This window comes from Microvirga yunnanensis (assembly GCF_025460875.1).
Genome location: NZ_JAMXFI010000057.1, coordinates 18,714 through 45,034, shown reverse-complemented (window position 1 = coordinate 45,034; position 26,321 = coordinate 18,714). Strand labels below are relative to the sequence as shown.

The window sequence follows — 26,321 nt, the reverse complement described above, 5'->3', positions numbered from 1 at the left end:
TGCGAAAAAGTGGACCCGGTTTTTCGCAGTCAACGATGCGCCAGCCAAGAGTTGAGCATCGGACGCAAAAGTGGATTCCACTTTTGCGTCCGATGCTCTAGAGTGCCATTTGCTCGAGCGTCTGCTCCATGGCCGAGAGGAAGTGGTCGGCGTTCGCCTTCGAGAAGACCAGCGGCGGGCGGATCTTCAGGCCGTTCGCGGCACGTCCCGTCGCGCTGATGAGCACCCGCCGCTCGCGTAGGCCGTTCACCAGGGCCGCCGTCTCCTGCGTGGCGGGCTCCTTCGTGGCGCGATCCCGCACCAATTCCACGCCGACGAACAGACCAGCCCCGCGCACGTCGCCGATGATCAGGTGGCGGTTCGCCAGGTCCTGAAGGCCCTGCCGGAGATAGGCGCCCACGCTGCGGGCATTCTCCACCAGTCCCTCCTGTTCGATGGCCTCCAGCACGGCGATGCCGACCGCCGAGGAGACGGGGTTGCCGCCGAAGGTGTTGAAATAGCGCACGCGCTTTCCGAACTCGGCGAGTATCTCAGGTTTCGCCACCATGCCGGCCACGGGATGACCGTTGCCCATGGGCTTTCCGAGGGTCACGATATCGGGCACCACCCCATGGCGCTGGAACCCCCACATGGCGTCGCCCGTGCGGCCGAAGCCGGGCTGGACCTCGTCCGCGATGAAAATTCCGCCGGCTTTGCGGATCTCCTCGACCGCCGGCTTCAGGAAGCCTGCCGGATCCGAGAACACGCCGTCGCTCGAGAAGATCGTGTCGACGATCAGCGCGGCGGGCTTGATGCCATGAGCCCTCATGTCGTCGATCGCGGCGCGAACATGCTGCGCAAAGGCCGCGCCCACATCCTGCCCTTTCGACCGATAATGGTCCGGCGCCGGCACGGTGCGCACGTGATCTCCCAGGCGCATCCCGGCGCCGAGCGAGGGCGACATCTCGGCGATAACGCTCGTGACCCCGTGATAGGCGAAGTCGGTGATGATGACCCCAGTGCCGCCCGTGTGAGTCTTCGCCACCCGCAAGGCCAGATCGTTCGCCTCGCTGCCGGTGCACGTGAACATCACCTGCGGGTTTTTGATGGGAAAATAGCCGAGAAGCTTCTCGGCATAGTCGAGAACCATGTCGTGGAGGTAGCGGGTATGCGTGTTGAGGATAGACGCCTGCCTGGACAGCGCGGCCACGACGCGTGGGTGGCAATGGCCGACGGACGCCACATTGTTGTAGACGTCGAGATAAGCCCGGCCATCGGGATCATAGAGCCACACGCCCTCCCCGCGCACCACATGGACCGGGTTAGCATAGAACAGCCGGTAGGCTGGCCCAAGCAAGCGCTGGCGACGGGCGATCATCTCCTGCTCGCGTACGGCCACATCGGCCGCCTTGGCGGGGTCATAGGCGTTGATCATGGACATCGGTCACTCCGGACGGCTGTTTCGACGAAGATAGGCGTGCGCTTCCGCGCGGTCCAGGCCGGCGAAGCGCTCCAACCCGGCCCAGGCCGACGGCGCGTTGCGCAGGATGTATTCGCGGTTCTCCGGCTGGATGGCGGCGCGCCAGCTGGTGATCAGCACCGTCAGTATCATGCGGGTCGCCACGAGGTCGAATAGGATCTCGAACTCGGCGTCGTCGAGCGGAAGGACGGCATGGTATCCGCAAATGAACTCGGAGACTGTTTCAAGCGGATGCCCGGCATCCGCATTCCGATAGGCTGCGGCGACCGCAGGATCGTTCACGAGAGGGGCCAGCACCGCATCGCCGAAGTCGATCACGCCGGTCACATGGTCATGATCGTGTTCCGCCACGAGCACGTTGTGCGGGTTCAGGTCGTTGTGAATGACCTGCGTGCGCAGGTTCGGCATGGCCGGCAGCACGAATTGCTCGAACCTGTCGAGGAACCGCTCTACCAGAGCACGCCGCCGCAGATCCTCGACATGCACCAGCAGGGGACGCAGACGGTGGGCATGCTTCATGTCCCACATCAGCTCGTGGTTGGAAGCGGGATGCTGGAACTCCCGCATGGCGAGATCGATCCGGGCGAGCACTCCGCCCATGTTCCACCGCTGGCGTCGGCTGGGCGGCGTTTTATGCAGGGGATCCCCCTGGAGAAAAGTATAGAGGCGCGCGACGCTCGGCGGTTGCCCCGGAAGCGTGAGGACGATTTCGGGCCCGCCTTCGACGGATCGGACAATGCGCGGCACGGGCAGCCCGGGATCGGTCTGCTCGATGTGCAGCAGGAGCTTGGTCTGGAAATCCGTCACCTGACGGTCTTCGACAGGATTGCTGATCCTCAGGAGGAAGTGATCGCCATCCTCCGTCCTGATGTGGAAGTTGCTGTCCCGCTCGCCCGGCAGCCGGGTCGGCTCGCCGCGGATGCCGAAATGCCGAAGTGCAATCGCCCTCACTTCCTCGGCAGCAGCCACGGGCACAGCGGTTTCGAGCACTGCGTTGATGCTCGCTCGCGACGTCGTCGACATGATCGGGCTTACCTCGCCGGAACGACCTGCGGTCATTCAGGCTCCAGGACATGTGAACGGCTCCGCATCGCGGAGGCCTTGGACGGACAATAGCGGTCCCCAGCAATTTGTCAGCCGTTTTCGGCCGATCTATCGCGAGGAGAGACTGCAGGTCAAACGCCGGGGCGGCCGCAAGCGGGCCCTGGGGACGCGCACTCCCATCCTGCTGCCCGGCGGGCCCAACCAGCGCTGGAGCCTAAAGCATCGGACCCAAAAGTGGACTTGCACTTTTGGGATCCATCCGATGCTTTCTTCTTGAATGAGAGCATCGGTCAGAACGGAAAACCGGATCCACTTTTCCGTCCGATGCTCTAGCACTACTTTGGCATTTTTATCAGTGAACCCAGGGTGAAGCGGGCGCGGCAGAAGGGACATCGCAGACGCATAGCATGCGCCAGATGATCAAGCAGCATGCGCCGAATGGCCGGCAGCGTCGGTTGTGGCGGTGGTCCGCCGGCTTTTCTTTTTTCCCCCTGTGGCGGCCTGCAGCCGCAGATGCTGCAAGAACAAATACGCGATCAGCGTCATTAGCGCGTGTCGGTGCAGCCCGCGCCACGAGCGGCCCTCGAAGTGATCGAGCCCGAGCTCTTCCTTGAGCTGCTGATGCGCCTGCTCGCACACCCAGCGCGCCTTGATGAGAGAGGCCAGCTGCTTCAGGGGCGTGTCGGGCGGCAGATTGGATAGATAGTACTTGCGCTCGCCTGAGGGGCGATGCTCGCCCACGAGCCACACCTCGTCGCCGGGCAGATGCTGACCGGTCCGTCCCTGAAGGCGCACCTCAGGCCCATCAGCCACCCGCACGCGCACGGCTGCGAACTTCGCCTTCAGCGGACCCTTGGTGCCGCGCCGCCAGGTGACCTGACGCCAGGAGGCCTTGGCCAGCATGGCTTCGGCCGCGATCGCCTCCTGATCTGGGATGAGCCGCGTGCGGGGACGGCCGCGCGATGGCGGGGGCGTGATCATCTGCACGTCCGCCGTGTAGACCTTCTGAATGCGCGCAATGCCCACCGCCCAGAGCAGCCCTAAGGCTGAGAGCGCCTGCCGGAAGGGCGCACTGATGCCATAGCCGGCATCGGCCAGCACGGCTCCGAAGCTCACGCCGGCCTGCAGCAGACGCTTGAGTTCCTCCAGCGCGATCTCCGGCTTGGTGCGCTGCGTCCAGAACGCCTCGGGCACGCCGGCCTGCTGCAGGCGCTCGGGATCCTTGATCCAGGTGTCGGGCAGGAACAGCCGCAGCACGATCGGGACCGGCACCTCATCCTTGGCCAGCGTGAGCGAGACCAGGCTCTGACAATTGGCCTGCTTGCCCACCACCCCGGCATATTGCGAGGTGACGCCGACGGAATGGGAGCCCTTCTTGAGCAGCGCCGTGTCGTCGATCACCAGGATGGCGTCTGGCCCGCCGACGAGCCGGTTGGCCTGGGCCAGGAGTTCGGCCTCAAGCGGCGCCTCATCCCAGGGCCCGACCGCCACGAAGTGATGCAGCTGGTCATAGTCGGCGGGCGCCACGCGAGCGGCCATCGGCTGCAGGCTCTTGCGCTCACCAGGCCCAATCAGGCCGGCCACATAGAGCGGGCACATGCGCCGGCGGGCCGGATGACGAAGAGGGGTGAGGAAGGGTTCAAGCCAGGACTGGAGTTCGTGCTCCCACGCCACTGAGGTGCTCATGACAACCTCCCGCGGATGATCCTTCAAGGAAGACGTCGACAGGCCTCGCGGGGTTCCTCATGCCTGCCAAAGTAGTGTTAGAACCGGCGTTCCGTCCGGAAAAGCGGCAACCTCTGTCAGTTTCAGGCGCCTTTCGGCTGGGCTATGTTCCGGTCGCAGCGCTGGCGGCAACAGGGTATGATCCGGCTGACACGTCACCCTGCGCCATTCCATCGGGAGGAGGCCGACGATGTCTCGTCGCAAGCATCAACGACGCGTGGAAGAGCATTACACCAACCGGCTCGCCCCATGGCTGGTCGGTTCTGCAGGAGTGTGCGTCCTGCTGATGCTGACCATCTACGTCGCCACGATGCCCCTGCGAGCCCATACAGCTTGAACAAGCTCCATTGATCGGAGTTCACCAAGGCCGCGCCTGCCAGTCGCGATCATTGCATCGCTTGCCATGATGGCACCGCTCAGACCTGGCAGGTTCCGGCTCGCGCTATGACAGCTTGGGCACCTGCCGCGGATGGCACACTCAAGGGCGTAGATCGCCGAGTGGTTGGCTCAACCGGTCAGGCCTTCAGCCGGGGGATCCGCGCCAGCCAGGTCACCGACGAGAAGGCGCCGATCCAGGAGCCAAGGGCTGCAAAGGCCACATAGACCGCCTGCTCCGTGTAGCTGATCACCGCCAAGGCCGAGAGCAGATACCAGACGGCACTCCAGTTCGCCGCCCGAACCCGATGCCGGGCGACCACAGCCGCATTGAAGAAGACATAGGCCGCATCGGTTGTGGTGGTCGCCAGCACGACACCCCGGGGCGATCAGCGGATCAATCTCGAAGCTCATTGATCTCCTCCAGTGTGACACAAAATGGAATCTCAGCGGGGGGTTAGGGTCAGTGTTCGATGAGTGACGTCACATTAACACGACTATGAGAGCGGGCCGCGTAGATGAGCCGCCATGACCAAGCCCGTCAGCTACAAGCGCCACCACTTCCCACCCGAGATCATCGCCATCGCAGTATGCTCCATTTCAGTTTCCCCTTGAGCCTGCGGCCCGTCGAGGAAATGCTTCTTGAGCGTGGTCTTGTTGTCTCTTACGAGACCGTCCGGCGCCGGGCGATGAAGGTCGGGCCTTCCTACGCCCGGCGCCAGATCATGCCCGCGGTCGATCATCGCTTGCATAAGGGTCTGAACAACCGGACGGAGAACTCGCATCTCCCACTGCGAAAACGTGAGCGGGCGATGCAGGGATTTCGATCACTGGGAGGCCTGCAGCGGTTCACCTCGGTCTGTTCAGCCGTCAGAAACCTGTTCGTTCCGCCCCGCTCTGCCCTCGCTCCCCACTTTCACCGCCTCCAGGCCATGGCCTCGCGGAGGTATGCAGCTGGAGCTGCCGGGTGAGCCCGCCAGTTGACCGAATTGGCCTCGGTGCGCCTGACGCAACTTAATGCGACGGCACCAGGCCGACATCCACCAGAAGGAACCTGTACTGCTTTTACTTCTTTTGGAGACACGCTCTGATGTGGTGACCAGTATGGCGAACTGGATGCTCAGCTTGCACCTCCTGGCGCTCCTTGGGGTCGCCAATGGAATCCCGATCTTGGCCAAGAAGCTGCTCCAGGATCGCTTCAGTATCCCCCTCGACGGCGGGTTTACCCTGCCTGATGGCGAAGCTCTCTTCGGGGCCTCCAAAACCATCCGTGGCATCATTCTGTCGATTGTCTGCACAACAGGAGCGGCCGTCCTGCTGAACCTGGACTGGAGCATTGGAGCCACCATGGCCGGCATGTCCATGCTGGGGGACCTCTTCTCAAGCTTTATCAAGCGCCGTATCCATCTGCGGCCACATGACCAAGCTCTTGGGCTGGATCAAATTCCAGAAGCCCTGCTGCCTCTTCTGGCGGTCAGGGCGTCGTTCAGCCTGACAAGCGGTGACATTGCTGTTTTGGTCACCGCGTTCATTGTGCTGGAGCTAGTCCTCTCCCGACTTCTATTTCGATTGAAGATCCGGGATCGTCCCTACTGAACAGGTGACGTCAGAGCGGAGCAGGGCTGCGTTTAAGCCGATGCAGGGTCACCTCGGGCGGACAGTTGAGACGCACATCAACGATGCAGGTGCCGGCGCCGGCCGAGGTATAGCCGATCATCTTGCCATACCGCCATGAGCCCCGGACCAAACGGCGGGGGCTCGCCGCCTCGGTGCGGATCGGGATGCCGCCCGGTAGGCAGATCTGGCCGCCATGGGTATGTCCACACAGCATCATGTCGAACCCAGCTTCGCCTGCCCGGAAGTATGTTTCAGGGGTATGAGAGAGCAGGAGCGATACGGCCCCTGCCGGGATATCACGCACGGCCTGCTCGACATTGGCCATGTGATAGAAGTTGGCATCATCAACACCGGCTAGGTAGATGGCCTCGCCATCACGTACAACGCGTGTCGCTTCGTTTAACAGGAGCCGGTATCCCATGCTTTCCATAGCGGGTACCATGCGGATCGTATCGTGGTTGCCCAGGATCGCGTAGGCAGGGCTCTTGATCGCCGCCCGAAGGCGCTCCAATCCATTCAGCGCCGTGCTGTATGGGCCGTAGGTGAGAGCGCGGTAATCGCCTGTCAGAACACAAATATCATAACGCAGCGGCTCAAGACGCCGAATGAGCGTGTCCAAGAATTGTTCGTTCATGCCGAAGTGCAGATCCGCCAGATGCAGGAGAACGAACCCATCGAAGGCGACCGGCAGATTGGGTATCTGCGCCTCATGGTGCTGGACCTCAATGGCAAGGGCATTGCGCTGCGCTCTCCGATGCAAGCCAAGCAACCGAAGACAAGCTCGGATCAGGACCGGATTGGAGAGCCAGTGCTCGAGATTGAGGCGTTGAATTCGCTGGCGCAGTGCGAGAGCTTCATACTCCATTTCCCGCCTGAGGCGCCGAACGATATAGGTGTGGCCGAGACGCGGTTCGAGGCTCGAAAGAGCCGCTCTTTCGTCGGGCGTAAGACTGAGGCCACTCTCCGGGTGAGAGGCACGAGGCTCTGTCATGGGAGCACTAAGCGCGTCATAAGGAAGGCACCCGAGCGGATCATTGCGATCAAGGCGGCATCAGGCCAGACACTGTCCCGTTTCTGATCTCTGCGCCTGGCACCCTAGTCTGGGAGGATCGTGGTGAAAATACATCCCATTGAGGCGGGCTAGCGCATCGTGCGGAAAAGTGGACCCGGTTTTCGCTGATGCGGCCCTGCGGGTCCACGTCGAACGATGCGCCGCTTCAGGAATTGAGCATCGGATCGATCCCAAAAGTGGGTCCACTTTTCACGTCCGATGCTCTAGGTCCTCTTTTCCCTATGAGGCGGCTCGCGCTTTGACGAGGTTCCAGGCAGGGTCATGGTCTCTGGCAGGGACGAGAGCCAATCGACAATCGCGTCCGGCTCATAACCGCTCTTGAGGCGTGCGCTTGCAACCCGCTGCTCCTCAAGCCTCTGCTGGCGCTCGGCCCATTCGTTCACCGCGTTGGCGATACGCTTGAAGTAAGCCGCGGGGGCGCCGGCGCCCGCAAGAGTGGGTCCAGTTCCGCCACGACGCCGTCCCATCCAGACCCCAAACACCCGCTGCTCGCTCCAGCCGACGAACCAGGCGTCGGCATTGCCCGTCGAGGTTCCAGTCTTGCCGTAAGCGGCCCAGCGCTTCAACCGAGCCGCGCGTCCGGTCCCATGCTGAACCACCTCGCGGAGAACCGCCTGCGTCGGCTCGACACACTCCTCCGGGATGACCCTCTTGCGCATGGTCGTCAGAAAGTCAGCCCTGACCTGGCCCCGCCCATCGACCACCGCGAGCACTCCCGACGGGGTGACCTGATAGCCGCCATTGGCCACCGACGCGTAAGCTGCCGTCATGGTCATGACATTGCTTGAGTAAGAGCCGAGGATGAAGCTTGGATCATCCGTCGGGCCAGGATCGATGCCGATGCGTCGGCTGACTCCCGCGAGGGTGTCGGCTCCGATCTCTCGCGCCAACCGCACCGCCGCGGCATTGCGTGACGAGGCCATCGCCTCCTTCACCGTCGTCCAGCCGCGGTAGCCCAGTGCGCCGTTCGAAGGCCAGTCGCCTGTGACGGGCTGGTCGAGGACGCGGCTTTCAGGGCTCTTACCGGCCTCGCAGGCGGCAATCAGCAGCGGCAACTTCGCCGTCGAACCGGTCTGCACGCGGGCCTTCACGGCATTGTTGAACTGCCGCTGGGACCAATCGACGGAGCCGACCATTGCCTGCACCCGTCCGTTCGGAGCCATCATGACGGCACCGGCGTCATACGCGGGCGGGACAGCCCCGTCCTTCACCAGCCTGCTGAGCTGGTGCTCCGCCAGGTGCTGGATGCGGGGATTCAAGGTGACGAAGAAACGGACCGTCTCTCCCGGCTGCACGTACCTGTCCCCCCAGGTCTCCACCACCCATTCGGTAAAAGCCTGCGGCCGGATCTTGAACTCCGGCAGCAGGCCGAGGCGGATGCCTGCCTTCTCGGCCTGACGGCGTTCCTTGTCGCTGATCAGGCCCTGCTCGCTCATGAGCTTCAGGACGAGAAGCGCGCGCTCATGCGCCCGCTCCCGGGTCTGTTCACGGATTGGATTGAGCCGGGCGGGCGCCTGGACCACGCCGGCCAGCAGCGCGGCCTCGTACAGCGTCAGGTCCCTGGGTTCCTTGCGGAAGTAGTGCCGGCTCGCCCGGTACAGCCCGACAATGTCGCGCCCGCCGAACTCGATCTGGTTGAGGTAGGCCGCCAGGAGTTCCTCCTTGCCGACGGCCTCATCGAAGAGGCCGGCGTACCAGACCTCCGCCCCTTTGCGCTCGAGGCGGCTGAGCACATCGCTCGCTCTGAGATCGTGAAAGACCAAGTTCTTGAGGAGCTGCATCGGGATAGTGCTGCCACCCCGGCTGAGACCTCCTTTGAGTACCGACAGCAGCGAGATCACATCCACGCCACTGTGCTCGAAGTAGCGCTTGTCCTCGACTGCCACGATGGCCTTCTTCATCGCCTCGGGGATCTCCGACGGAGCGAGAACCACCGGGCAGCGGCAATAGGCATCCCACCCCGCCTTGGTGCGGGTGACCATCACCTGTGGGGAGGAAACGAGGAGGCGGAGCGATCGCGGCTGGAGGTCCCAGAAGTGAACCGGGTCTGCGGCTTGTGCGGTCGGTGCGTGGGAGAGGAGAGCAAGCGAAAGAGCAGTGGCTACAGCCAGAGCGCGGGTCATTGGAGGCCCTATGGGGCGCCGACCGATTCGGCGCCAGGACCTTCAACAAACATGAGGATTATGGCTGAAACTGGTATGCTGTTACGGTCAAGCTTCTATGCTGCACCCGCTGGGTTACAGCTTCGACGGGGCAGCTGAGATCTCAGCCTGTTGGTGACCTCTGCCATCATCGACGGTTCCGCCTTGGCTGGAAGGCTTCGTAAGCCGCACGGGTTGCTTGACGATCTGTTGCAGGCGGGCCAAGGCATCAGACACCTCGATCCGATTTGACACGTCTCTGGCCGAGAACTCATGACGGCACAACCGGCAGGTCAGATCTGCTCCAAACCGAAGCTTCCGCAGCCGAACCTTGAACATCTGCTGGCAGCGAGGACAGGCCAAGTTGATTCGCGTGCTCCCAAGATCCTCGAACAAGCTGACTTCTCCGGTTAAGGTTCGTTCAAGAGCGCTGAACCACGGCAGTAAGGCGACAAAGAGGCGTCACCGGTGTGGTCGGCTCGCGTCGGACGACGCGCCAGGCTCTGGGGCGGCCGGTAAGTTCGTGCGGCAGCATGGGTGTGCTCGCGGCTGGCAGGGCGCAACCATTGTATGCGCTCCTCGGCTGCACCCAGATCGTCGGCGCGACGATCAGGCTGTCTGCTCATCCTGGCAGATCCCCGCAGGAAGGGCATGCTCCCGTGAACCCTATACCCCGGATTTACACGCACTCTCTCAAGGCCCACATTCCTGACGAGGGAGATGCAATGGCTGCCAAGAAGGATCTCACACGACCACCCATCCCCGGCGCCAGTCCGGCTTCGATGATCGACTCCTTCCTGACACAGGCCAAACGCCTTGGTCCACCAACCGGCAATGCGCCCCGGGCGCGGCTTGTGTTCGCGCTCGACGCCACGATGAGCCGGCAGCCGACCTGGGATCTCGCCTGCCGTGTTCAGGGCGAGATGTTTGCTACGACCAGTGAGGCCGGTGGTCTCTCGGTGCAGCTGGTCTACTTCCGAGGGTTCGGCGAGTGCCGCGCGTCCCGCTGGGTCGCCGATCCGCGGACTCTGACCGGTCTTATGACCAAGATCAGCTGCCGGGGTGGTCAAACCCAGATCGGGCGGGTGCTCCGTCATGTCCGGGCCGAGGCAAGCCAAACCCCGGTGAAAGTGCTCGTCTACGTTGGCGATGCCATGGAGGAGCCGATTGACGATCTCTGTGCCGTGGCGGGAGAACTCGGTCTCCTTGGGGTCAAAGCCTTCATGTTCCACGAGGGGCACGATCCTGATGCGGCCCGCGCGTTTCGGGAGATCGCCCGCCTGAGCGGCGGCGCCTATGCCCGGTTCGATGCCGGAGCCCCCCAGGCCCTGTCCGAACTCCTGCGCGCCGCAGCCGCCTTTGCGACCGGTGGCATCGCGGGGCTTGCCCGGTTGACGGCAGGCAGCGCGCAGGCCCGGGGCCTGCTCACGGCCATTACTGAGCGCAAGCCGTGATGCTGCTGTATGGCATTGCGGCCGTCGCGGTTCTGTGGTGGTTCCTGAGCAACTTTGCGCATGCGAACCCTGCTACTCTGGCGAGGTTTCTCAAAATCACCGGCGGGGTTGTGGCGCTGGGCCTCGCGGGCCTGCTTGCGGTGCGGGGACGGATCGACATGGCCCTGCTGATCGGAAGCTTCGGAGCTTGGCTGCTCGGATGGAGCCGCCTCCCCTGGCCTCATGCTGGTGTGCGGGCACAGCGGACCTCCGGCCGCACCTCACGCGTTCGCTCGCGGCGGATCGAGATGACGCTGGATCACGATAGCGGGGAGATGACAGGCACGGTGCTTGCTGGTGCCTTCGAGGGACAGCAACTCGAGGCCCTGAATGAGGCTTGCCTGCGGGATCTGCTGGCCGAGTGCCATGCGGGCGATCCTGATGGTGTTCGCCTTCTCGAGGCCTACCTTGACCGCCGCTTTCCGCATTGGCGGGAACACGCCCAGACCGGGGAGGCGCCACAGGCCGACACTCCCTCCCCTTCGGCCGCGATGACCCCGGAGGAAGCGTACCGGATCCTGGATCTCCAGCCGGGGGCCAGCCTCGAGGACATCCGGCGAGCCCATCGGACTTTGATGAAGAAGCTCCACCCGGACCAAGGCGGTTCGACCTATCTCGCGGCTCGCGTCAACCAGGCCAAGGACGTTCTATTGAGACGGGGACACAGGTAGTCCTGGAAGCGCGTTCTTGCTGCCGTGTGTTCAGGTACAATCCGTGTTCCGCTGGGAAGGAGAGCATAGGGAATTGTGGGGCAGCGATTGCCTCTCGCGATTTTGTCCAGCCATTGGTCGGGCTTGCCATAGCTTTCTAAAGCGTCCCTCGCACTGGCCGCCCCACAGAACCTCATGCTCTCCGAGTCGGAGCAGCATTGCCGACGCCGAGAGCTTCAAGGTGAGCCAAGCTCCTCTCGGCAGGTCCTCGTAGACTTCCAGCACGGGACCGGACCGGAAGGCGTATGTCACACCTGCACCTTTACGCGAGAGTTCGGGACATGGCTGGGCGTGCCAGTGCCGGCGGGAGTGGCACCCTGCCCAGGATCTGGTCCGCCGCCTTCTCGCCGATCATGATCGTCGGCGCATTGGTGTTCGACGACGTCACGTACGGCATAATTGAGGCGTCACAGACCCGCAGTCCCTCAATGCCGTGGACCTTCAGGTCGGGATCGACGACTGCCATCTCATCGGTGCCCATCTTGCAGGTGCCGCAGGGATGGTGATCGGTCTTGCACGTGGCAAACGCGTATTGGACAAGGTCCTCCTCGGTGGTTCTGTCCGGCCCAGGCATCCGTTCCGCCAAGATGAATGGCTTGAGCGCCGGTTGGCGCATGATCTCCCTAGCCATGCGCAGGCCATCAAGGGACATGGCGCGGTCGTACGGATCCTCCCAGTAATTGGGATCGATCAGGGGCATCTCCGCGAACTCCGCCGTCCTGAGGCGCACGGTCCCCCGTGATCGGGGACGCAGGAAGGCGGAATTCAGCGTCACGCCGGCGTTGCGCAGCTTTTCCACGCCGGCCTCGATCCCTGATCCCAGACCGAGGTGGAACTGGATGTCCGGCGAAGGGGCGGCCTTGTCCGCATACCAGAAGCCGCCGGTCTCGAAGAGCGTCGATGCCACCGGCCCGCGCCCGAAGAGGACGTATTGCAGGCCTGCCCAGACCGTCTTGTGCAGCTTCGCATAGGAATCGTACGTGAAGTCCCCAGTGCATTCGCAGATCGCGTAGAGGTCGAGGTGATCCTGGAGATTGGAGCCGACGCCCGGCAGGTCGTGCAGCACATCGATGCCGACCGACCTGAGGTGATCGGCCGGTCCGATGCCGGACAGCATCAGGAGCCGTGGCGATCCGATCGCGCCCGATGAGAGCACGAGCTCGCGCTCGCAGCGGACCACCGAGCTGGCGCCGTCCGCCGAGGCCAGCTCGACTCCGGTGGCCCGTCGACCCTCCAGGATGATCCGCTTGACGGCCACGCCTGTCCAGACGGAGAGATTCGACCGATCCCGGATCGGCTTGAGGTAGGCGGAGGAAGCCGAGGATCGCCGGGCGTTCCGCACGGTGACTTGGTAGTGCCCGATGCCGTCCTGCATGGCGCCGTTGAAATCCGCATTGTACGGGATGCCGTACTCCTGCGCCGCCCGGATGAATGCCTCGCTGATCGGAAGCGGGTTCACGGGAACGGAAACGCCGAGCGGTCCTCCGGTACCGTGAAACTCGTCGGAATAGCGCTGGTTGTCCTCCGCCCTCCTGAAGTACGGAAGGACATCCGCATAGCCCCAGCCCGCGCAGTTGCCCTGCTCGGCCCAGCGATCGTAGTCAAGCCGGTTGCCTCGGGTGTAGACCTGCGCGTTGATCGATGACCCGCCGCCGATTACCTTGGCTTGCGTATACCGCAGCACGCGCCCGCCGAGATGCCGCTGCGGAACCGTCGACCAGCCCCAACTGGCGATGCCCTTCGTCATCTTGGCAAAGCCGGCCGGCATGTGGAACAGCGGGTTCCGGTCCTTGCTGCCAGCCTCTATCAAAAGCACCTTGACGCCCGGATCGGCCGAGAGCCGGTTGGCGAGCACGCATCCCGCCGCTCCCCCGCCAACGATGATGTAATCGTATGTCATCGTAATATTCCACTGTCCCAATGGTGGCGCTGGCCGCCTGCACATCCTCCGGCATTCCGGGAGGATCTGCGCGGCCAGCCCGGTCAAAGGCGCGCGATGCTCAAGCCGCCGTCCACGTCGATTACGCTGCCGGTGGCGAAGGCAAAGGCGCCCGATGCGAGCGATGCCACGACGTTCGCCACGTCCTCGCCCTCGCCCCACCTGCGGGCGGGCACGAGGCCATCGGCGATCAGCCGGTCGTATTTCCCGGTCACGCCGGCCGTCATGTCGGTCCGGATGATGCCCGGGCGAACATCGAAGACACCGATGCCTTCGGCCGCGAGCCTGAGGGCAAGCCCCTGGCTCCACATCGCGAGCCCGGCCTTCGAGACGCAGTAGTCAAGGCGTTCCGGCGAGGCATGGGACGCACTGACGGAAGTCACGTTGATGATCGACCGGGGGCCGTCCTCACGCGGTTGCCCCAACATCACCCTGAGGATCGCCTGGGTCAGGAACATGGTGCCGCGGAGATTGACGCCCATGACGCGATCGAAGTTCTCCGGCAGCAGATCCAGGACGTCGCCGCGGACAACGGCCCCCATGCCGGCATTGTTCACCAGGCAGTCGATCCGCCCCGTGTTGTCACGGATCCAGTGGATCCAACGGTCGTGGACCTGGAGGTCGCTGATGTCTCCGGAAAGATAGAAGGCCTCACCACCAAACTTCTGGAGCCCCCCGAGTGTGTCCTCGGGGCTAGTGGCGGTGGTACCCGTGACGATGAGATCGAATCCATCCATGGCGAGCTTGCGCGCGATGGCGAGGCCGATGCCTCGGCTGGAGCCGGTGACCAGGGCGACGGGACGGGCATTCATGCGGCGAACCTTGTGGTTTTGATGTGGTCGGCAACCCGCAAGGCCTGTGCCGCCACGGTCAGGGACGGATTCACGGCCGCCGACGAGGGCATGAAGCCGGCATCGACGACGAACAGGTTGGGATGATCGTGGGCGCGGCAGAAGGGATCGAGCGCGGATGTCGCGGGATCATGCCCGAACCGGACGGTGCCGCATTGGTGCGACGGCGTCCGCTTGTCGAAGGCGCGGGCGAGAACGATCGAGTAGCCGGCTTGGCGGAAGACCTCCTTCATGCGGCGGATGAGGCCGCGATGCGCCGTCATGTTCGTGCGCTTCCAGGCGAGCACGATCGATTTCCCGTCGACCCGCACCCGGCTTTCGGGATCGGGCAGGTCCTCGCTCATCAGGTACCAGTCGACGCTGTGGCGGGCGAGACCCGCGAGCGCGAAGTCCGGCACCCACCGCAGGCTCGCCTTGAGGACAGGAGCCGAGATCCTGCCCAGGAGTTGGACGTTCCCGAGCGGCGGACCGCCGCGGCCGTCGTCGAAGTAGAAATCGTTGATCCCGAGGGTCTTCTGGTAGACCGAGTCGTTTCGCTTGCGCGGATCAATCGTCAGCATCGCGGTCGCGTTGTGGTTCATGAAATGGCGGCCGACGACCCCGGAGCGGTTGGCAAGGCCCTCGGGGTGCCGATCCGTCGCCGAGCGGAGCAGGATCGCGGCCGAGTTGATGGCGCCGGCCGAGAGAACCACGGTGCCGGCCCGTATCACGAAACGCTCGCCGTCCTTGACGTACTCCGCCCCGGCCACGCGGCGGCCATCCCTGTCCAGAAGAAGGCGTTCGACCGTCGCACCGGTCACCAGGCTGACGGACGGCTGCTCGAGCGCCAGCGCCAGCGCGGCCGTCTCGGCATCGAACTTGCCCGTTCGCGTGTCCGGATAGGCATCCCACGGGGTCTTCGCATAACCGAGCCATCGCTCGATATCGATGGCGAGCGGAAGCGAGAACGGACGCAGGCCGACCTTGCGCAGGCGCTCCCGGGCGGCGGCGATCGCGGGCTCGTCGGGGACGGCCGGATGGGGATACACCGAGGAGTGGGCAGGCTCCGTCGGATCCTGCCCCAACGCACCCCGGACCTGGAACAGACGCTCAGCGGCGCAGTACCAAGGCTCCAAGTCCTGATATTTGATCGGCCATGCGGGCGAGATGCCGTCGGCATGCTCGAGATCCTCGAAGTCGCGCTCTCGGTACCGGAGCATCACGGCCCCGTAAAACTTCGAGTTCCCGCCGACGTAGTAGTAATTGCCGGGATTGAACTCCAGCCCTGCCGCATCCCGCCACATCTCCTTGGGACGGTAGTGCTCGTCGACGAAGATCGATCGCGGATTGCGCGCATGCGCGGAGTGCGGCAGTTGCTCCCCGCGTTCGAGGATGACCACGGACGCGCCGCTTGCGCTGAGGCCCGCAGCCATGCAGGCCCCGCCGATCCCGGACCCGATGATCAGGATGTCGGCCGTTTGCTCGCGCATCACGCCACCCGATCGCCCGAGGCGGGATCGAAGAGCACGGCACGGTCCATGTTGTATGCGAAGTCCATTGCGGAATGCAGCTTCACCGCCGCATCCGAGCGCATGCGGGCGACCACGTCCTTGCCACCGAGCCGGGTCACGACGAACGTGTCGGATCCGGCGGGCTCAACCACCTCGGTCCGGCAGTTCACGCGGATGACGTTGCGGGCATTGCGGTCCGCCCCGTCGACGTCCGTGATGGCCTCGGGCCTGATCCCGAGGACGACCTTCCCTCCTGTGTTCCTGATGGGGGCGCGATCCTCGGCGATCGGCAGCACGACCGGCGCCGATCCGTTGCGCTCGATCGAGACGGCATAGGAGTTTCCGGACTTCACGAGTTCCCCGGGGACGAGGTTCATGGGGGGCGAGCCCATGAAATCGGCCACGAAGGTGTTGACCGGATCGTTGTAGATCTCGGCCGGCGTGCCGAATTGCTGGAGATGACCATCCTTCAGCACGGCGATCTTGGTCGCAAGGGTCATGGCCTCGATCTGGTCGTGCGTGACGTACACGATGGTGGTGCCGAGGCTGTTGTGCAGCCGCTTGATCTCGGTGCGCATGTCGACGCGCAGCTTCGCATCAAGGTTGGACAGCGGCTCGTCGAAGAGGAAGAGCTTCGGCTTGCGGACCAGAGCCCGGCCCATGGCCACACGCTGGCGCTGGCCACCGGAGAGCTGGCTCGGCTTCCGGTTGAGCAGGTGGCCGATCTGGAGCGTCTCGGCCACCTCCGCCACGGCCTTGTCGCGCTCGGGCTTGGGGACCTTGCGCATTTCGAGGCCGAACGCGATGTTCTGGGCAACGGTCATGTTGGGATAGAGCGCGTAGGACTGGAACACCATCGCGATGTCCCGCTCGGACGGACGCAGGTCGTTGACGCGGCGGCCGGCGATCCTGATCTCGCCACTGGTGATGCTTTCCAGTCCAGCGATCGTGTTCAGCAACGTGGACTTGCCGCATCCGGACGGTCCGACAAGGACGAGGAAGCCGCCCTCCTCCATGGCCAGGTTGATGCCCTTCAGCACCGACACGGCTCCATAGGACTTTTCAAGGCGGTTGATTTCGAGAAAGCCCATCGTAATTCCTCCCATTATCCTTTCACGGCGCCCGACATCAGGCCGCGCACGAAGAACCGGCCGGCGACGATGTAGACGATGAGCGTGGGCAGGGCGGCCAAAAGCGCCCCGGCGAAGTGGACGTTGTATTCCTTGACGCCCGTCGACGAGTTCACGAGGTTGTTCAGCGCAACCGTGATCGGCATCGCGGTGGGGCCCGAGAACGAGGCGCCGAACAGGAAATCGTTCCAGACGTTCGTGAACTGCCAGATCACGGTCACGACGATGATGGGTCCGGAGCTCGGCAGAAGGATCCGGTAGAAGATCTTGAAGAAGCTCGCCCCATCGACCTGCGCCGCCCGCACCAGCTCAGTCGGGAACGCCTCGTAGTAGTTCCTGAAGTAGAGCGTGGTGAAGCCGAGTCCGTAGACGACGTGGACGAGGATCAGCCCGTAGATCGTGCCGGCGATGCCGAGCATTCCGAGAATGCGCGCCATCGGGATGAGCACGATCTGGAACGGGATGAAGCAGGCGAACAGCATCAGGCCGAACACGATCTTGTGGCCCGGGAACCGGTACTTCGTGAGCACGTAGCCATTGAGCGCGCCCACGATGGTCGAAATCGCGACTGCGGGAACCACCATAAGGATCGAGTTCAGGAAGTATGGCGCGAGACCTGTGGCCTCGACGCCGATCTGAGCCTCGTTCCAGGCCTTCCGCCAGGGCTCGAAGGTCGTTTCTGCCGGCAGGGACAGCATGTTGCCGCCCTGGATCTCCGCCAACGGCTTGACCGAGTTCACGACCATGATGAACAGCGGCAGGAGATAGTAGATCGCGAAGGCGATCAGCACGAGGTAGAGGAGCGCTCTCGCCGGAGAACGGGACGAGGTCGCGCTGCGATCCTCGGAAATGGTGGAGACGTGCGCGGTCATTTCTTCTCTCCCCGCAGCTCGGCGTAAAGGTAGGGAACGATGATCGACGAGATCATGATGAGCATGATCACGGCGGATGCCGCACCGACGTTCATCTGGTTGCGCGTGAACGTGTAGGAGTACATGAAGGTGGACGGCATCTCGGTGGCGCGGCCGGGTCCGCCGTTGGTCATCGCGATAATGAGGTCGAACGACTTGATGGCGAGATGGGCCAGAACGACGAAGGCGGACAGGAACGCCGGACGGAGCTGCGGGATCACGATGCGGCGGTAGGTCTGGACGGTCGAGGCGCCGTCGATCTGGGCCGCCTTCATGATCTCGCTGTCGATGCCCCGCAGGCCTGCGAGGAACATCGCCATGACGAAGCCGGAGGACTGCCACACCGCGGCGATGACGATGGTATAGATCGCCATCTGGCTGTCCTTGATCCAGTTGAAGGTAAAGCTGGTCCAGCCGATCGCGTGCATGGTCTGCTCCAGGCCGATGCCCGGGTCGAGGAACCACTTCCAGGCGGTTCCCGTGACGATAAAGGAGAGCGCCATCGGGTAGAGGAAGATCGGGCGCAGCAAGCCCTCACCGCGAATTTTCTGGTCGATGAGGATTGCCAGGAAGAGCCCCATCGCGGTGCACAGGACGATGTACAGGGAGCCGAAGATCGCGAGGTTCTTCAGCGCGACGGTCCAATTGGGGATCGAGAACAGGCGCGAATACGTGCCGAACCCGATGAAGTCGAAGACCGGCAGCAGCGTCGAGCTGGTCGTCGACAGGTAGATCGTGAACAGGATGAAGCCGTAGACGAAGACGACGAGCGCCGCGAAGCTGGGTGCGAGCACCAAGCGAGGCAGCCAGTCCTCAATCCCGCGCGACGTGCGGGCCGGCTCGATTGACGTGGTATGACTCGGGATCGCGGCGACCGCCATGGCGTGTGCCTTTCATCTCAAAGCAGGTTGGGTCGGGTCCTGGGTCCCATCCACACAGGTGGAACCCAGGATGGACGGTGCGGTGATCCCTATTGCTTCGCGCCGGCGACGGCCGTCACGAGTTCCTTCACGCCCTGATCGGGTGCGTAGTCCCCGTTGAAGACAGCCGTGATGACGTCGTACATGGCGTTCTTGACGGCAGCGCGCGCCGCGTGCCCGTGGGCCAGCGATCCGAGCAGCGTCCCCTTGGCCACGGCCTCCTTGACGTCGGCAATCGCCTTCTTGCCGCAATCGTCGAAGGCGGCATCCGAGACGTCAGTGCGGGCGGGCGCCGAGCCCTTCACCACATTGAAGGACGACTGGAAGCCAGGATCCTCGATGGCCATGGCCATCTTCTGCTGCGCTGCCTGCCGGTCGGCGCCGACCTTGAACATCGCGAACTGGTCGGTGTTGAACGTGACCACGCCCTGCGTTCCGGGGAAGCGGGTACAGATGAAGTCCGTTCCGGGCTTCTTGCCGGCATTGACGAACTCGCCCTTTGCCCAGTCACCCATGATCTGCACGGCGGCATCGCCCCGGATCACCATGGCGCTGGCCAGGTTCCAGTCGCGACCCGAGAAGTTGTTGTCCACGTACTTGCGGAGCTGGATCATCCGCTCGAAAACCTTCTTCATGGTATCCGAGCCGAGTGCCTCCGGATCGAGATCGATCAGCGCCTTCTTGTAGAAGTCGGGGCCTCCGGTCGCGATGACGACGCTGTCGAAGATGGTCGCGTCCTGCCAAGGCTGTCCCCCGTGGGCCAGGGCCGTCTTTCCCGAGGCCTTGACCTTGTCGAGCGCCGCGATGAACTCATCCCAGTTCTGCGGCGGCTTCAGGCCGAGGTCGTCGAAGACCTTCTTGTTGATCCAGATCCAGTTCGTGGAGTGCAGGTTCACTGGGGCGGCCACCCAGGTCCCCTTGTACTTGGAGAACTGCTGGAGGGCTGCTGGAATGTTCTTGTCCCAGTTCTCCTTGGTCGCGATGGCATTGAGGTCGGCCAGGACGCCTTGCTCGGCCCAGTCCTGGATGTCAAAACCCAGCATCTGCGAGGCCGTCGGCGGGTTGCCGGAGGTGACGCGTGCCCGGAGGACGGTCATGGCCTGCTCGCCGCCGCCGCCCGCGACGGGCACGTCCTGCCAGACGACGCCCTCGCCGTTCAGGTTCTGCTTCAGGACGTTCAAGGCCGCGGCCTCGCCGCCCGATGTCCACCAGTGCAGGACATCGACGCGCTGCGCTCCCTGGGCAAGAGCGGGCAAGCCGGCGAGCGCGCTCGAAGCGAGCAACGCTGCCGAGAAAATGCATGACTCCGTGACGTTCATCTCTGTTCCTCCCTTAGAGCCGGATCCGTTCCGGCGTACGCTTCAGGTTTCCGAAGGTCGTGGCACCCACCAGGCCGTGCGCGGGCCCGAGTGGAAGTGCAGGGTCTTCTCTTCGGTGTAGTCGTCGACCGCCCTGCGGCCCAACTCGCGGCCGAGGCCCGACTGCTTGTACCCCCCGAAGGGAAGTTCGCTCGCGCCGTCCATGAACGTGTTCATCCAAACGGTCCCGGCATGGATGCCGCGGCCGACGTTGAGGCAGGTGTTGAAGTCGCGGCTCCAGACACCCGCCGAGAGCCCGTAGTCGGTGCCGTTGGCGATGGCGATGGCCTCATCGGCGGTGTCGAACGTGAGGATCGACAGCACCGGGCCGAAGACCTCCTCCCGGGCAATGGTCATCTGGGGCTTGACCCCGTCGACGATGGTCGGGGCCATGAACTGCCCGCTCTCGTGGTCGAGCCGGGTCCCGCCGACCTTGACCTCGGCGCCGGCCTCGCGCGCCTCGGCGACAAATCCCTCGATCTTCGCGAGATGGTCTGGGGTCACGATGGCGCCCACCCGCACGTCCTCGTCGAGCGGGTCGCCGACCTTGACGTCCCGGACCTTGCGCTGGAGGTCCGCCACGAAGCTTTCGGCGATCGGCCGCTGGATGATCAGGCGGCTTCCGGCGTTGCAGCACTCGCCGGCATTGAAGTACGCGCCGAACACCGCGGCGTCGAGGGCAGCCTCGAGATCGGCGTCGGCGAAGACGAGCTGAGGGTTCTTGCCGCCCAACTCCATCGAGACCTTCTTCAAGGTCTGGGCCGCCGTGGCCATCGCGCCCTTTCCGACGCGCGTCGATCCGGTAAACGAGATCATGTCCACGCGGGGATCGGACGTCATCCTGGCGCCGACGTCCGCGCCCCGGCCGGAGATGATGTTCGCGACGCCGGACGGAAGGCCTGCCTCGAGAAGGAGCTTCCCGAGATGGAGTGTCGACGCGGACGTCAGCTCGCTCGGCTTGACGACGGCCGTGCAACCGGCGGCCAAGGCGAACGGTAGCTTCTGGCTGACGATCAGGAATGGGAAGTTCCATGGCGTGATGATCGACACGACGCCAATCGGATCCCTGACGACCACGCCCAACTTGTGCGGACCGATCGTCGAAAAGCTTTCGCCGTGCAGGTCCCTTGCGAGGGCTGCCGCATAGCGCCAGATGTCGGCGGCCCCCGCGATCTCGCCCCGGGCCTGGGCGATCGGCTTGCCGCATTCCAGCGTGTCCAGCATGGCAAGGAGTTCGGCATCACGCTCGATCAGGGACGCAACGTCGAGCAGGACCTTCGAGCGCTCGGAGGCCGTCATGCGCGGCCACGGCCCGCGGTCGAACGCGGCGCGGGCGGCCGCAATGGCGAGGTCAGCTTCGTGTTCGGAAGCCCTTGAATAGGTCGAGACCGTGACGCCGTGCGCGGGGCTCGTGCGCTCGACCGTTTCCTCGCTGCGTGCCTTGGTCCAACGTCCGTCGATCAGCAGCTCGTAGGAGCGCGGGGTCATCGCCAAGGCGGCGTCCAGCCGCGAGGTGTCGAGTTTGATAGGCGCGTTCATGGATCAACCCTCAAGTGTTCGAGTAGGACGGGGGCCGCTTCTCGCGGAAGCTGGCGACGCCCTCTTTCAAGTCTGCGGTGTAGGACACGAGAGCACCCGCAATGCCCTCGACGGCCGCGGCGGTTTCCTCGTCCTCTGCGGCGTTGATGAGTTCCTTGGCTATCGAGACCGCGATCGGTCCGCGCTCCGCGACGAGCCCCGCAATCTCGCGGGCCCGCCCGAGCGCGCCCCCCTGCGGCACGACTTCGTCGACGATTCTCAGGCGCTCGGCCTCCTCGCCGGACAGGAATGCGCCCGTGAGCGAAAGGCGGCGCACGGTCTGCGAGCCGAAGCGGCGCACCAGGCGCTGGGTTCCGGACCAGCCGGGCACCATTCCGAGACCCGTTTCGGGCAGTCCGATCATGATCTGCTTCTCGGCCACCCGGATGTCGGCGGCTGCGGCCAGTTCCAGGCCACCGCCTAGGGCATGACCGCCGAGCGCGGCGATCAGCGGGACCCTCAGGCGGGCCAGCCGGTCGAAGGCCCGATGACCCTGGCGCGTCCACACCCGCCACATGTCCAGCGGCTCGAGGACGCCCCAGCCGGCGATGTCTCCGCCGGCACAGAAGGCCTTGCCCTCGCCCGTGATGATCGCGCAGCGGATCTCCCGGCTGTCCTCGATGACATTCGCGGCGTCCACAAGTGCCTCGATCATGGGCATGTCGAGGGCGTTCAGCTTCTCGGACCGGGCCAGGGTGATCGTCGCCACCGCACCGTCGACCTGGAAGCGGATGTAAGGAGTCGTCATGCCGCCCTCCTCTTGGTCTTCGGGGCCTCTTGCCGCGTCGAAACCCGCAGACCGAACGGCTCCGGCCGGAAGAGGGCAGCATCCATCAGTTTGGGAGCGGCCGGCACGAGTAGAGGGAATGCGGCGTGGGCGAGCACGTCCCGATCCAAGTCGATGCCGGGCGCGATCTCGACCACCGCGATCCCGGCCGGCGTCAGCTTGAGGACGCAACGTTCGGTCACGTAGGTGATGTCCTGGCCCTGCTCGATCGCACGGCGGCCCGAGAAGGAAACATGCTCGACGGCCTCGACGAGCTTGTCGACCTTGCCCTCCTTCAGGATCCTGAGCTCGCCGTCGACGATCTCGAACTTGGCACCAGCCGTGTAAAATCCCGAGAAGACGATCCGCCTGGCATGGCTCGAGATGTCGACGAACCCGCCGGCCCCGGCCGTGACATGCGGCCGGGCGCTCAACTTGGAGACGTTCACCGATCCGGTGCGGTCGATCTGGAGGAACGACAGGAGCGAGAGGTCGAACCCGCCGCCTTGGAAGTAGGTGAAGTTATACGGCGACGGCATGATGGCCTCTGCGTTCGACGAGCAGCCGAACTTGAAGTCCAGCAAGGGGATGCCGCCCACGGCGCCGTGCTCGATCATCCAGGTGACGTCGCCATGGCATCCCTCCTCAATGAGGATGCGGGGGACGTTGGCCGAGATGCCGAAACCGATGTTGATGGCATCGCCGTAGTTCAGCTCCTGCGCGACGCGGCGCGCGACGACCTTCGAGACGTCGAATTCCGGAATGGAAAAGCTCGCGAGGGGCCGGAAGATCTCACCCGAGATGGCCGGATCGTAGACGGTCTGAGTCGTCTGCATCTGGTCCGGCGCGACGACGACGACATCGACGAGAATGCCGGGCACCATGACGTCGTGAGGCTTGAGCGTCCCGCTCTCCACCACGCGCTTCACCTGCGCGATGACGAGGCCGCCATTGTTGCGGACGCTCAGCGCCTGCTCGACGGGACCGAGATAGGCCCCCTCATGTTCGTACGACAGGTTCCCGCGCTCATCGGCCGTCGTCGCGCGGATGATGGCGACGTTCGGAACGATGCTCTTGAAGAAGAGCCACTCGTCGCCCTCGAATTCCCGCGTCTGCACGATCGGCTCGGCGGACGCCCGCTCGTTCATCGCGCAGCCCTCGCGGGATGGGTCGACGAAGGTGTCCTTGCCGACCTTGGTGAGCACGCCCGGGCGCTTCGCCGCGGCCTCGCGGTGCATGTCGAACAGGATGCCCGAGGGGATGTTGTAGGCCGGAATCTCGTTGCTGGTGATCATCTTCCAGATGGCGGGTGGCTCCGCCGAGGACGGACCCGACGGATACGATCCGGCGATGATGCGGGCCAGCAGTCCCGGTTTCGCGAGATGGTCGACGCCCTTGATCCCGGACATGTCGCCAGCAGCGATCGGATGGACCGTCGTCAGCGCGCGCGGGTGACCCGTTCCATCGAACCGCTTGCCGATGGCGGCAAGGACGGCATCGGGACAGCCGAGCCCTGAGGCGGAGGATACCGTGACGGTGGCGCCGTCCGGAATGAGGGCGGCCGCTTCGTCGGCCTGGAGGATACGGGGAAAGCTCATTGCGATACCTTCGTGGTTGGCTGGGCGGGATCGATGGCGACGGCCCGGGAGGTCCTGGCGGATTCGAGGGCTGCCGCGGCCACGGCCAGGGACCAGACACCGTCGTCTCCGGTCGCAGCGGGTTCACCGTCGCCGGCGACGGCCGCAGCGAAGCGCGCGACGCTGCGCTCGTAGAGATTGGTGCGGTCGATCGGCAGGAGTTCCTCGCCGGACGCCGTCCGCAGCAGGACATCACCAACCGCCTTCTGCGTCATGCAATCGGTCCCGATCAGCGATCCGTCGGTGCCGTGGACCTCGAAGCCCGTCTTGGCGTGAGCGGTGGTGAAGGCATCGTGGAACTGGGCCAGCACGCCGGAGCTGAAACGGATCGCGCCCATGGCGCCATCCTCGACCTCGCCCTGGGACAGGCCGGCGGACTGGGACATCGCCGTGACCTCGACAGGGTCGTCGGCCAGGACGAAGCGCAAGGTGTCGGCATCGTGCACGGTGATGTCCAGGATCACGCCCGCGCCGGCGCCGGGGTTCGTGAGGCGCCAGCCTTGCAGGTGGGCCGGCAGGTAGACGGCGTGGAAGACCCGGGCGAAGAGCGGCCGCCCGATGCGACCTGCGGCGATGGCCTCGCGCATCGCCCGATGCGTCCCGGCGTTGCGGAGATGATGGTTGGTTCCCAGCACAACGCCCAGGGCGCGGCAGGCCTCGACCATCCCGCGGGCCTCACCGACGGTGAGGGCGAGCGGCTTTTCGCACAGGACATGCCGACCGGCGCGGGCGGAGCGCAGGACTTGGTCGTGGTGGAGTTCGTTGGTGGTCGAGACGTAGACCGCGTCGACCTTCTCCAGCAGCTCGTCCAGGCTCGTCGTGGCGTGCGGGATCCGGTTGGCGTCCGCGTAGGCGGAGGCCCGATCCCGGTCGCTGCTCATCACCGAGACAACGTCGCCGCCCATCGAGCGGATCGCGTCGATCATCCACTCCCGTGCGATCGTGCTCGCTCCGATCAGTCCCCAGCGCAATGTCGTGTTCATGAGATCTTCCTTTCCCTCGGCGGCGGGCAGCAGCTTTCGCGGACGACGAGGCGGGCCTCGCCGATATAAGTTTCCTGTGCCCGGCTGCCGGAGGCGATCTGGCGCAGGAGCATCTGTGCGGCCCGCTCGCCGAGGTCTCCCGCATCGACCGCGATCGTCGTGAGAGGCGGAGAGACCTGTCGGGCTTCGGCCGTGTCGTCGAAGCCGGTGATGGCCATGTCCCGCCCCGCGACGACGCCCTTGCGGCCCATCGCCAGCATGGCCCCGATCGCCACGACGTCGTTGAAGCACACGACCGCGGTCGGCCACTCGCGACGGGCCAGCAGGTTGGACATCGCGGTGAACCCGCCGTCTTTGCTCGGCATCGACTCCAGCATCAGAGCGGGATCCAGGTGCATTCCCGCCTCCTCGAGCGCGCGGGTGAAGCCGGCGACCCGGTCCTTGCGCACGGCCATAGGCTCCATGCCGCCGAGGAAGGCGATCCTGCGGTGCCCAAGGGAGATCAGGTGAGCGGTGATGCGGGCGGCTCCTGTCGTGTTGTCGGATGCCACGAGCGAGGACCGGGCACCCGGTACGCGCCGGATCGCCAGGATGAGCGGCATGCCGAGATCGAGCAGGTCGTTGACCTCCCGTCCCTCTGTTTCCAGTGCCGGACAGAGGATGATCCCCGAGGCGCCGTGCTCGCGCATCGAACGCACGACCTCAGCCTGGCGGACGACGCTCTCGGCCGTGTTGGAAATGAAGGGGATGTAGCCCGAGGTGCGCAGGACGCGCTCGATCCCGATGGCGAGCTCGGCGAAAAATGGGTTCGACAGGTCGTTGATGACCATGCCGACAATGCTCGACTGTGCGCCGCGCAGGTTGGCCGCTCCGCGGTTGTAGACGTAGCCGAGCTTGGCCATTGCCTTCGAGACGCGGTCGCGGGTGTCGTCGGCCACGAGGGAACTGCCCTTGAGTACCAGTGACACCGTCGATTTGGAGACACCCGCCTCGCGGGCGATGTCGATGATCGTGACGCTCGCCGAGGCCCGTCGCTTGCCGGACATTGGGTCCGCCTTTCCATCCCTAAATCTATTGGAACGTTCCATAGCACGCCAGTTCGATTTCTGTAAATATCTATTT

Annotated in this window: 22 protein-coding genes and 3 pseudogenes; 7 read left to right on the top strand and 18 right to left on the bottom strand. The window is 64.5% G+C overall.

Annotation, left to right across the window (positions count from 1 at the left end):
• Positions 1-97: 97 nt before the first annotated feature.
• Positions 98-1,420 carry an aspartate aminotransferase family protein gene (locus NF876_RS24625; RefSeq protein WP_262271094.1) on the bottom strand — a complete coding sequence of 441 codons (1,323 nt, stop codon included), beginning with the start codon at positions 1,418-1,420 and terminating at the stop codon, positions 98-100.
• Between the two features lie 3 nt (positions 1,421-1,423).
• Positions 1,424-2,518, bottom strand: coding sequence for a phosphotransferase (locus tag NF876_RS24620; protein WP_262271093.1), 1,095 nt, complete (start codon positions 2,516-2,518; stop codon positions 1,424-1,426).
• 91 nt (positions 2,519-2,609) lie between these two features.
• Here NF876_RS24620 and NF876_RS24615 point away from each other — a divergent pair.
• A pseudogene (locus NF876_RS24615) lies at positions 2,610-2,720 on the top strand (IS3 family transposase); the annotation flags it as partial.
• Positions 2,721-2,923: 203 nt separating this feature from the next.
• On the opposite strand, the gene NF876_RS24610 reads toward NF876_RS24615, so the two are convergent.
• Positions 2,924-4,189, bottom strand: coding sequence for an IS701 family transposase (locus NF876_RS24610; RefSeq protein ID WP_262271092.1), 1,266 nt, complete (start codon positions 4,187-4,189; stop codon positions 2,924-2,926).
• A gap of 229 nt (positions 4,190-4,418) precedes the next feature.
• Here NF876_RS24610 and NF876_RS24605 point away from each other — a divergent pair, with 229 nt between their 5' ends.
• Positions 4,419-4,565, top strand: a complete 147-nt coding sequence (locus NF876_RS24605; protein WP_262271091.1) for a hypothetical protein — start codon at positions 4,419-4,421, stop codon at positions 4,563-4,565.
• A gap of 178 nt (positions 4,566-4,743) precedes the next feature.
• Here NF876_RS24605 and NF876_RS24600 read toward each other — a convergent pair.
• Positions 4,744-5,017 (bottom strand): annotated as a pseudogene (locus NF876_RS24600) (hypothetical protein).
• Between the two features lie 114 nt (positions 5,018-5,131).
• On the opposite strand from NF876_RS24600, the pseudogene NF876_RS24595 reads away from it, so the two are divergent.
• Both NF876_RS24595 and NF876_RS24590 read left to right on the top strand, forming a co-directional pair.
• Positions 5,132-5,574: pseudogene (locus tag NF876_RS24595) on the top strand (DDE-type integrase/transposase/recombinase).
• Positions 5,575-5,707: 133 nt separating this feature from the next.
• Positions 5,708-6,199, top strand: coding sequence for a CDP-archaeol synthase (locus tag NF876_RS24590; protein WP_262271090.1), 492 nt, complete (start codon positions 5,708-5,710; stop codon positions 6,197-6,199).
• Positions 6,200-6,209: 10 nt separating this feature from the next.
• On the opposite strand, the gene NF876_RS24585 is transcribed toward NF876_RS24590, so the two are convergent.
• A complete protein-coding gene (locus tag NF876_RS24585; protein WP_262271089.1) occupies positions 6,210-6,839 on the bottom strand; it encodes a metallophosphoesterase in 630 nt (209 codons plus the stop codon).
• 3 nt (positions 6,840-6,842) lie between these two features.
• On the opposite strand from NF876_RS24585, the gene NF876_RS24580 reads away from it, so the two are divergent.
• The gene (locus NF876_RS24580) at positions 6,843-7,298 is read left to right on the top strand and encodes a hypothetical protein (protein WP_262271088.1); all 456 of its coding nucleotides are present in this window, start codon (positions 6,843-6,845) and stop codon (positions 7,296-7,298) included.
• A gap of 197 nt (positions 7,299-7,495) precedes the next feature.
• Here the strand turns inward: NF876_RS24580 and NF876_RS24575 are convergent, their stop codons facing one another.
• Complete coding sequence (locus NF876_RS24575; RefSeq protein ID WP_262271087.1) at positions 7,496-9,415, bottom strand: transglycosylase domain-containing protein; 1,920 nt, start codon at positions 9,413-9,415, stop codon at positions 7,496-7,498.
• A gap of 743 nt (positions 9,416-10,158) precedes the next feature.
• Here NF876_RS24575 and NF876_RS24570 point away from each other — a divergent pair.
• Complete coding sequence (locus tag NF876_RS24570; protein ID WP_262271086.1) at positions 10,159-10,887, top strand: vWA domain-containing protein; 729 nt, start codon at positions 10,159-10,161, stop codon at positions 10,885-10,887.
• Complete coding sequence (locus NF876_RS24565) at positions 10,887-11,597, top strand: DnaJ domain-containing protein (protein ID WP_373696716.1); 711 nt, start codon at positions 10,887-10,889, stop codon at positions 11,595-11,597. The genes NF876_RS24570 and NF876_RS24565 overlap by 1 nt, the downstream gene beginning before the upstream one ends.
• A 301-nt stretch (positions 11,598-11,898) precedes the next feature.
• Here the strand turns inward: NF876_RS24565 and NF876_RS24560 are convergent, their stop codons facing one another.
• The 12 genes from NF876_RS24560 to NF876_RS24505 form a co-directional block, all read right to left on the bottom strand.
• Positions 11,899-13,536 (bottom strand): GMC family oxidoreductase, encoded by a 1,638-nt coding sequence (locus NF876_RS24560; protein WP_262271084.1) that lies wholly within the window; start codon positions 13,534-13,536, stop codon positions 11,899-11,901.
• Positions 13,537-13,619: 83 nt separating this feature from the next.
• Complete coding sequence (locus NF876_RS24555; protein ID WP_262271083.1) at positions 13,620-14,387, bottom strand: 3-ketoacyl-ACP reductase; 768 nt, start codon at positions 14,385-14,387, stop codon at positions 13,620-13,622.
• Entirely contained in the window at positions 14,384-15,895 is a 1,512-nt protein-coding gene (locus tag NF876_RS24550) for an FAD-dependent oxidoreductase (RefSeq protein ID WP_262271082.1), read from the bottom strand. Before NF876_RS24550 ends, NF876_RS24555 begins: the two co-directional genes overlap by 4 nt.
• Positions 15,895-17,007: an ABC transporter ATP-binding protein gene (locus NF876_RS24545; RefSeq protein WP_262271081.1), complete on the bottom strand. Its 1,113-nt coding sequence runs from the start codon at positions 17,005-17,007 to the stop codon at positions 15,895-15,897. Before NF876_RS24545 ends, NF876_RS24550 begins: the two co-directional genes overlap by 1 nt.
• A gap of 14 nt (positions 17,008-17,021) precedes the next feature.
• Entirely contained in the window at positions 17,022-17,918 is an 897-nt protein-coding gene (locus tag NF876_RS24540) for a carbohydrate ABC transporter permease (RefSeq protein WP_262271080.1), read from the bottom strand.
• Positions 17,915-18,838, bottom strand: coding sequence for a carbohydrate ABC transporter permease (locus tag NF876_RS24535; protein ID WP_262271079.1), 924 nt, complete (start codon positions 18,836-18,838; stop codon positions 17,915-17,917). Before NF876_RS24535 ends, NF876_RS24540 begins: the two co-directional genes overlap by 4 nt.
• An 89-nt stretch (positions 18,839-18,927) precedes the next feature.
• On the bottom strand, positions 18,928-20,196 hold the full coding sequence (locus NF876_RS24530) for an ABC transporter substrate-binding protein (RefSeq protein ID WP_262271078.1): 1,269 nt from the start codon (positions 20,194-20,196) through the stop codon (positions 18,928-18,930).
• Positions 20,197-20,238: 42 nt separating this feature from the next.
• On the bottom strand, positions 20,239-21,774 hold the full coding sequence (locus NF876_RS24525) for an aldehyde dehydrogenase family protein (RefSeq protein WP_262271077.1): 1,536 nt from the start codon (positions 21,772-21,774) through the stop codon (positions 20,239-20,241).
• A 10-nt stretch (positions 21,775-21,784) separates the two neighbouring features.
• A complete protein-coding gene (locus NF876_RS24520) occupies positions 21,785-22,561 on the bottom strand; it encodes an enoyl-CoA hydratase/isomerase family protein (protein WP_262271076.1) in 777 nt (258 codons plus the stop codon).
• Positions 22,558-24,177, bottom strand: a complete 1,620-nt coding sequence (locus NF876_RS24515; protein WP_262271075.1) for an acyl CoA:acetate/3-ketoacid CoA transferase — start codon at positions 24,175-24,177, stop codon at positions 22,558-22,560. The genes NF876_RS24520 and NF876_RS24515 overlap by 4 nt, the downstream gene beginning before the upstream one ends.
• Positions 24,174-25,199 carry a Gfo/Idh/MocA family protein gene (locus NF876_RS24510; protein ID WP_262271074.1) on the bottom strand — a complete coding sequence of 342 codons (1,026 nt, stop codon included), beginning with the start codon at positions 25,197-25,199 and terminating at the stop codon, positions 24,174-24,176. The genes NF876_RS24515 and NF876_RS24510 overlap by 4 nt, the downstream gene beginning before the upstream one ends.
• Complete coding sequence (locus tag NF876_RS24505) at positions 25,196-26,245, bottom strand: LacI family DNA-binding transcriptional regulator (RefSeq protein ID WP_262271073.1); 1,050 nt, start codon at positions 26,243-26,245, stop codon at positions 25,196-25,198. Before NF876_RS24505 ends, NF876_RS24510 begins: the two co-directional genes overlap by 4 nt.
• Between the last annotated feature and the right edge of the window lie 76 nt (positions 26,246-26,321).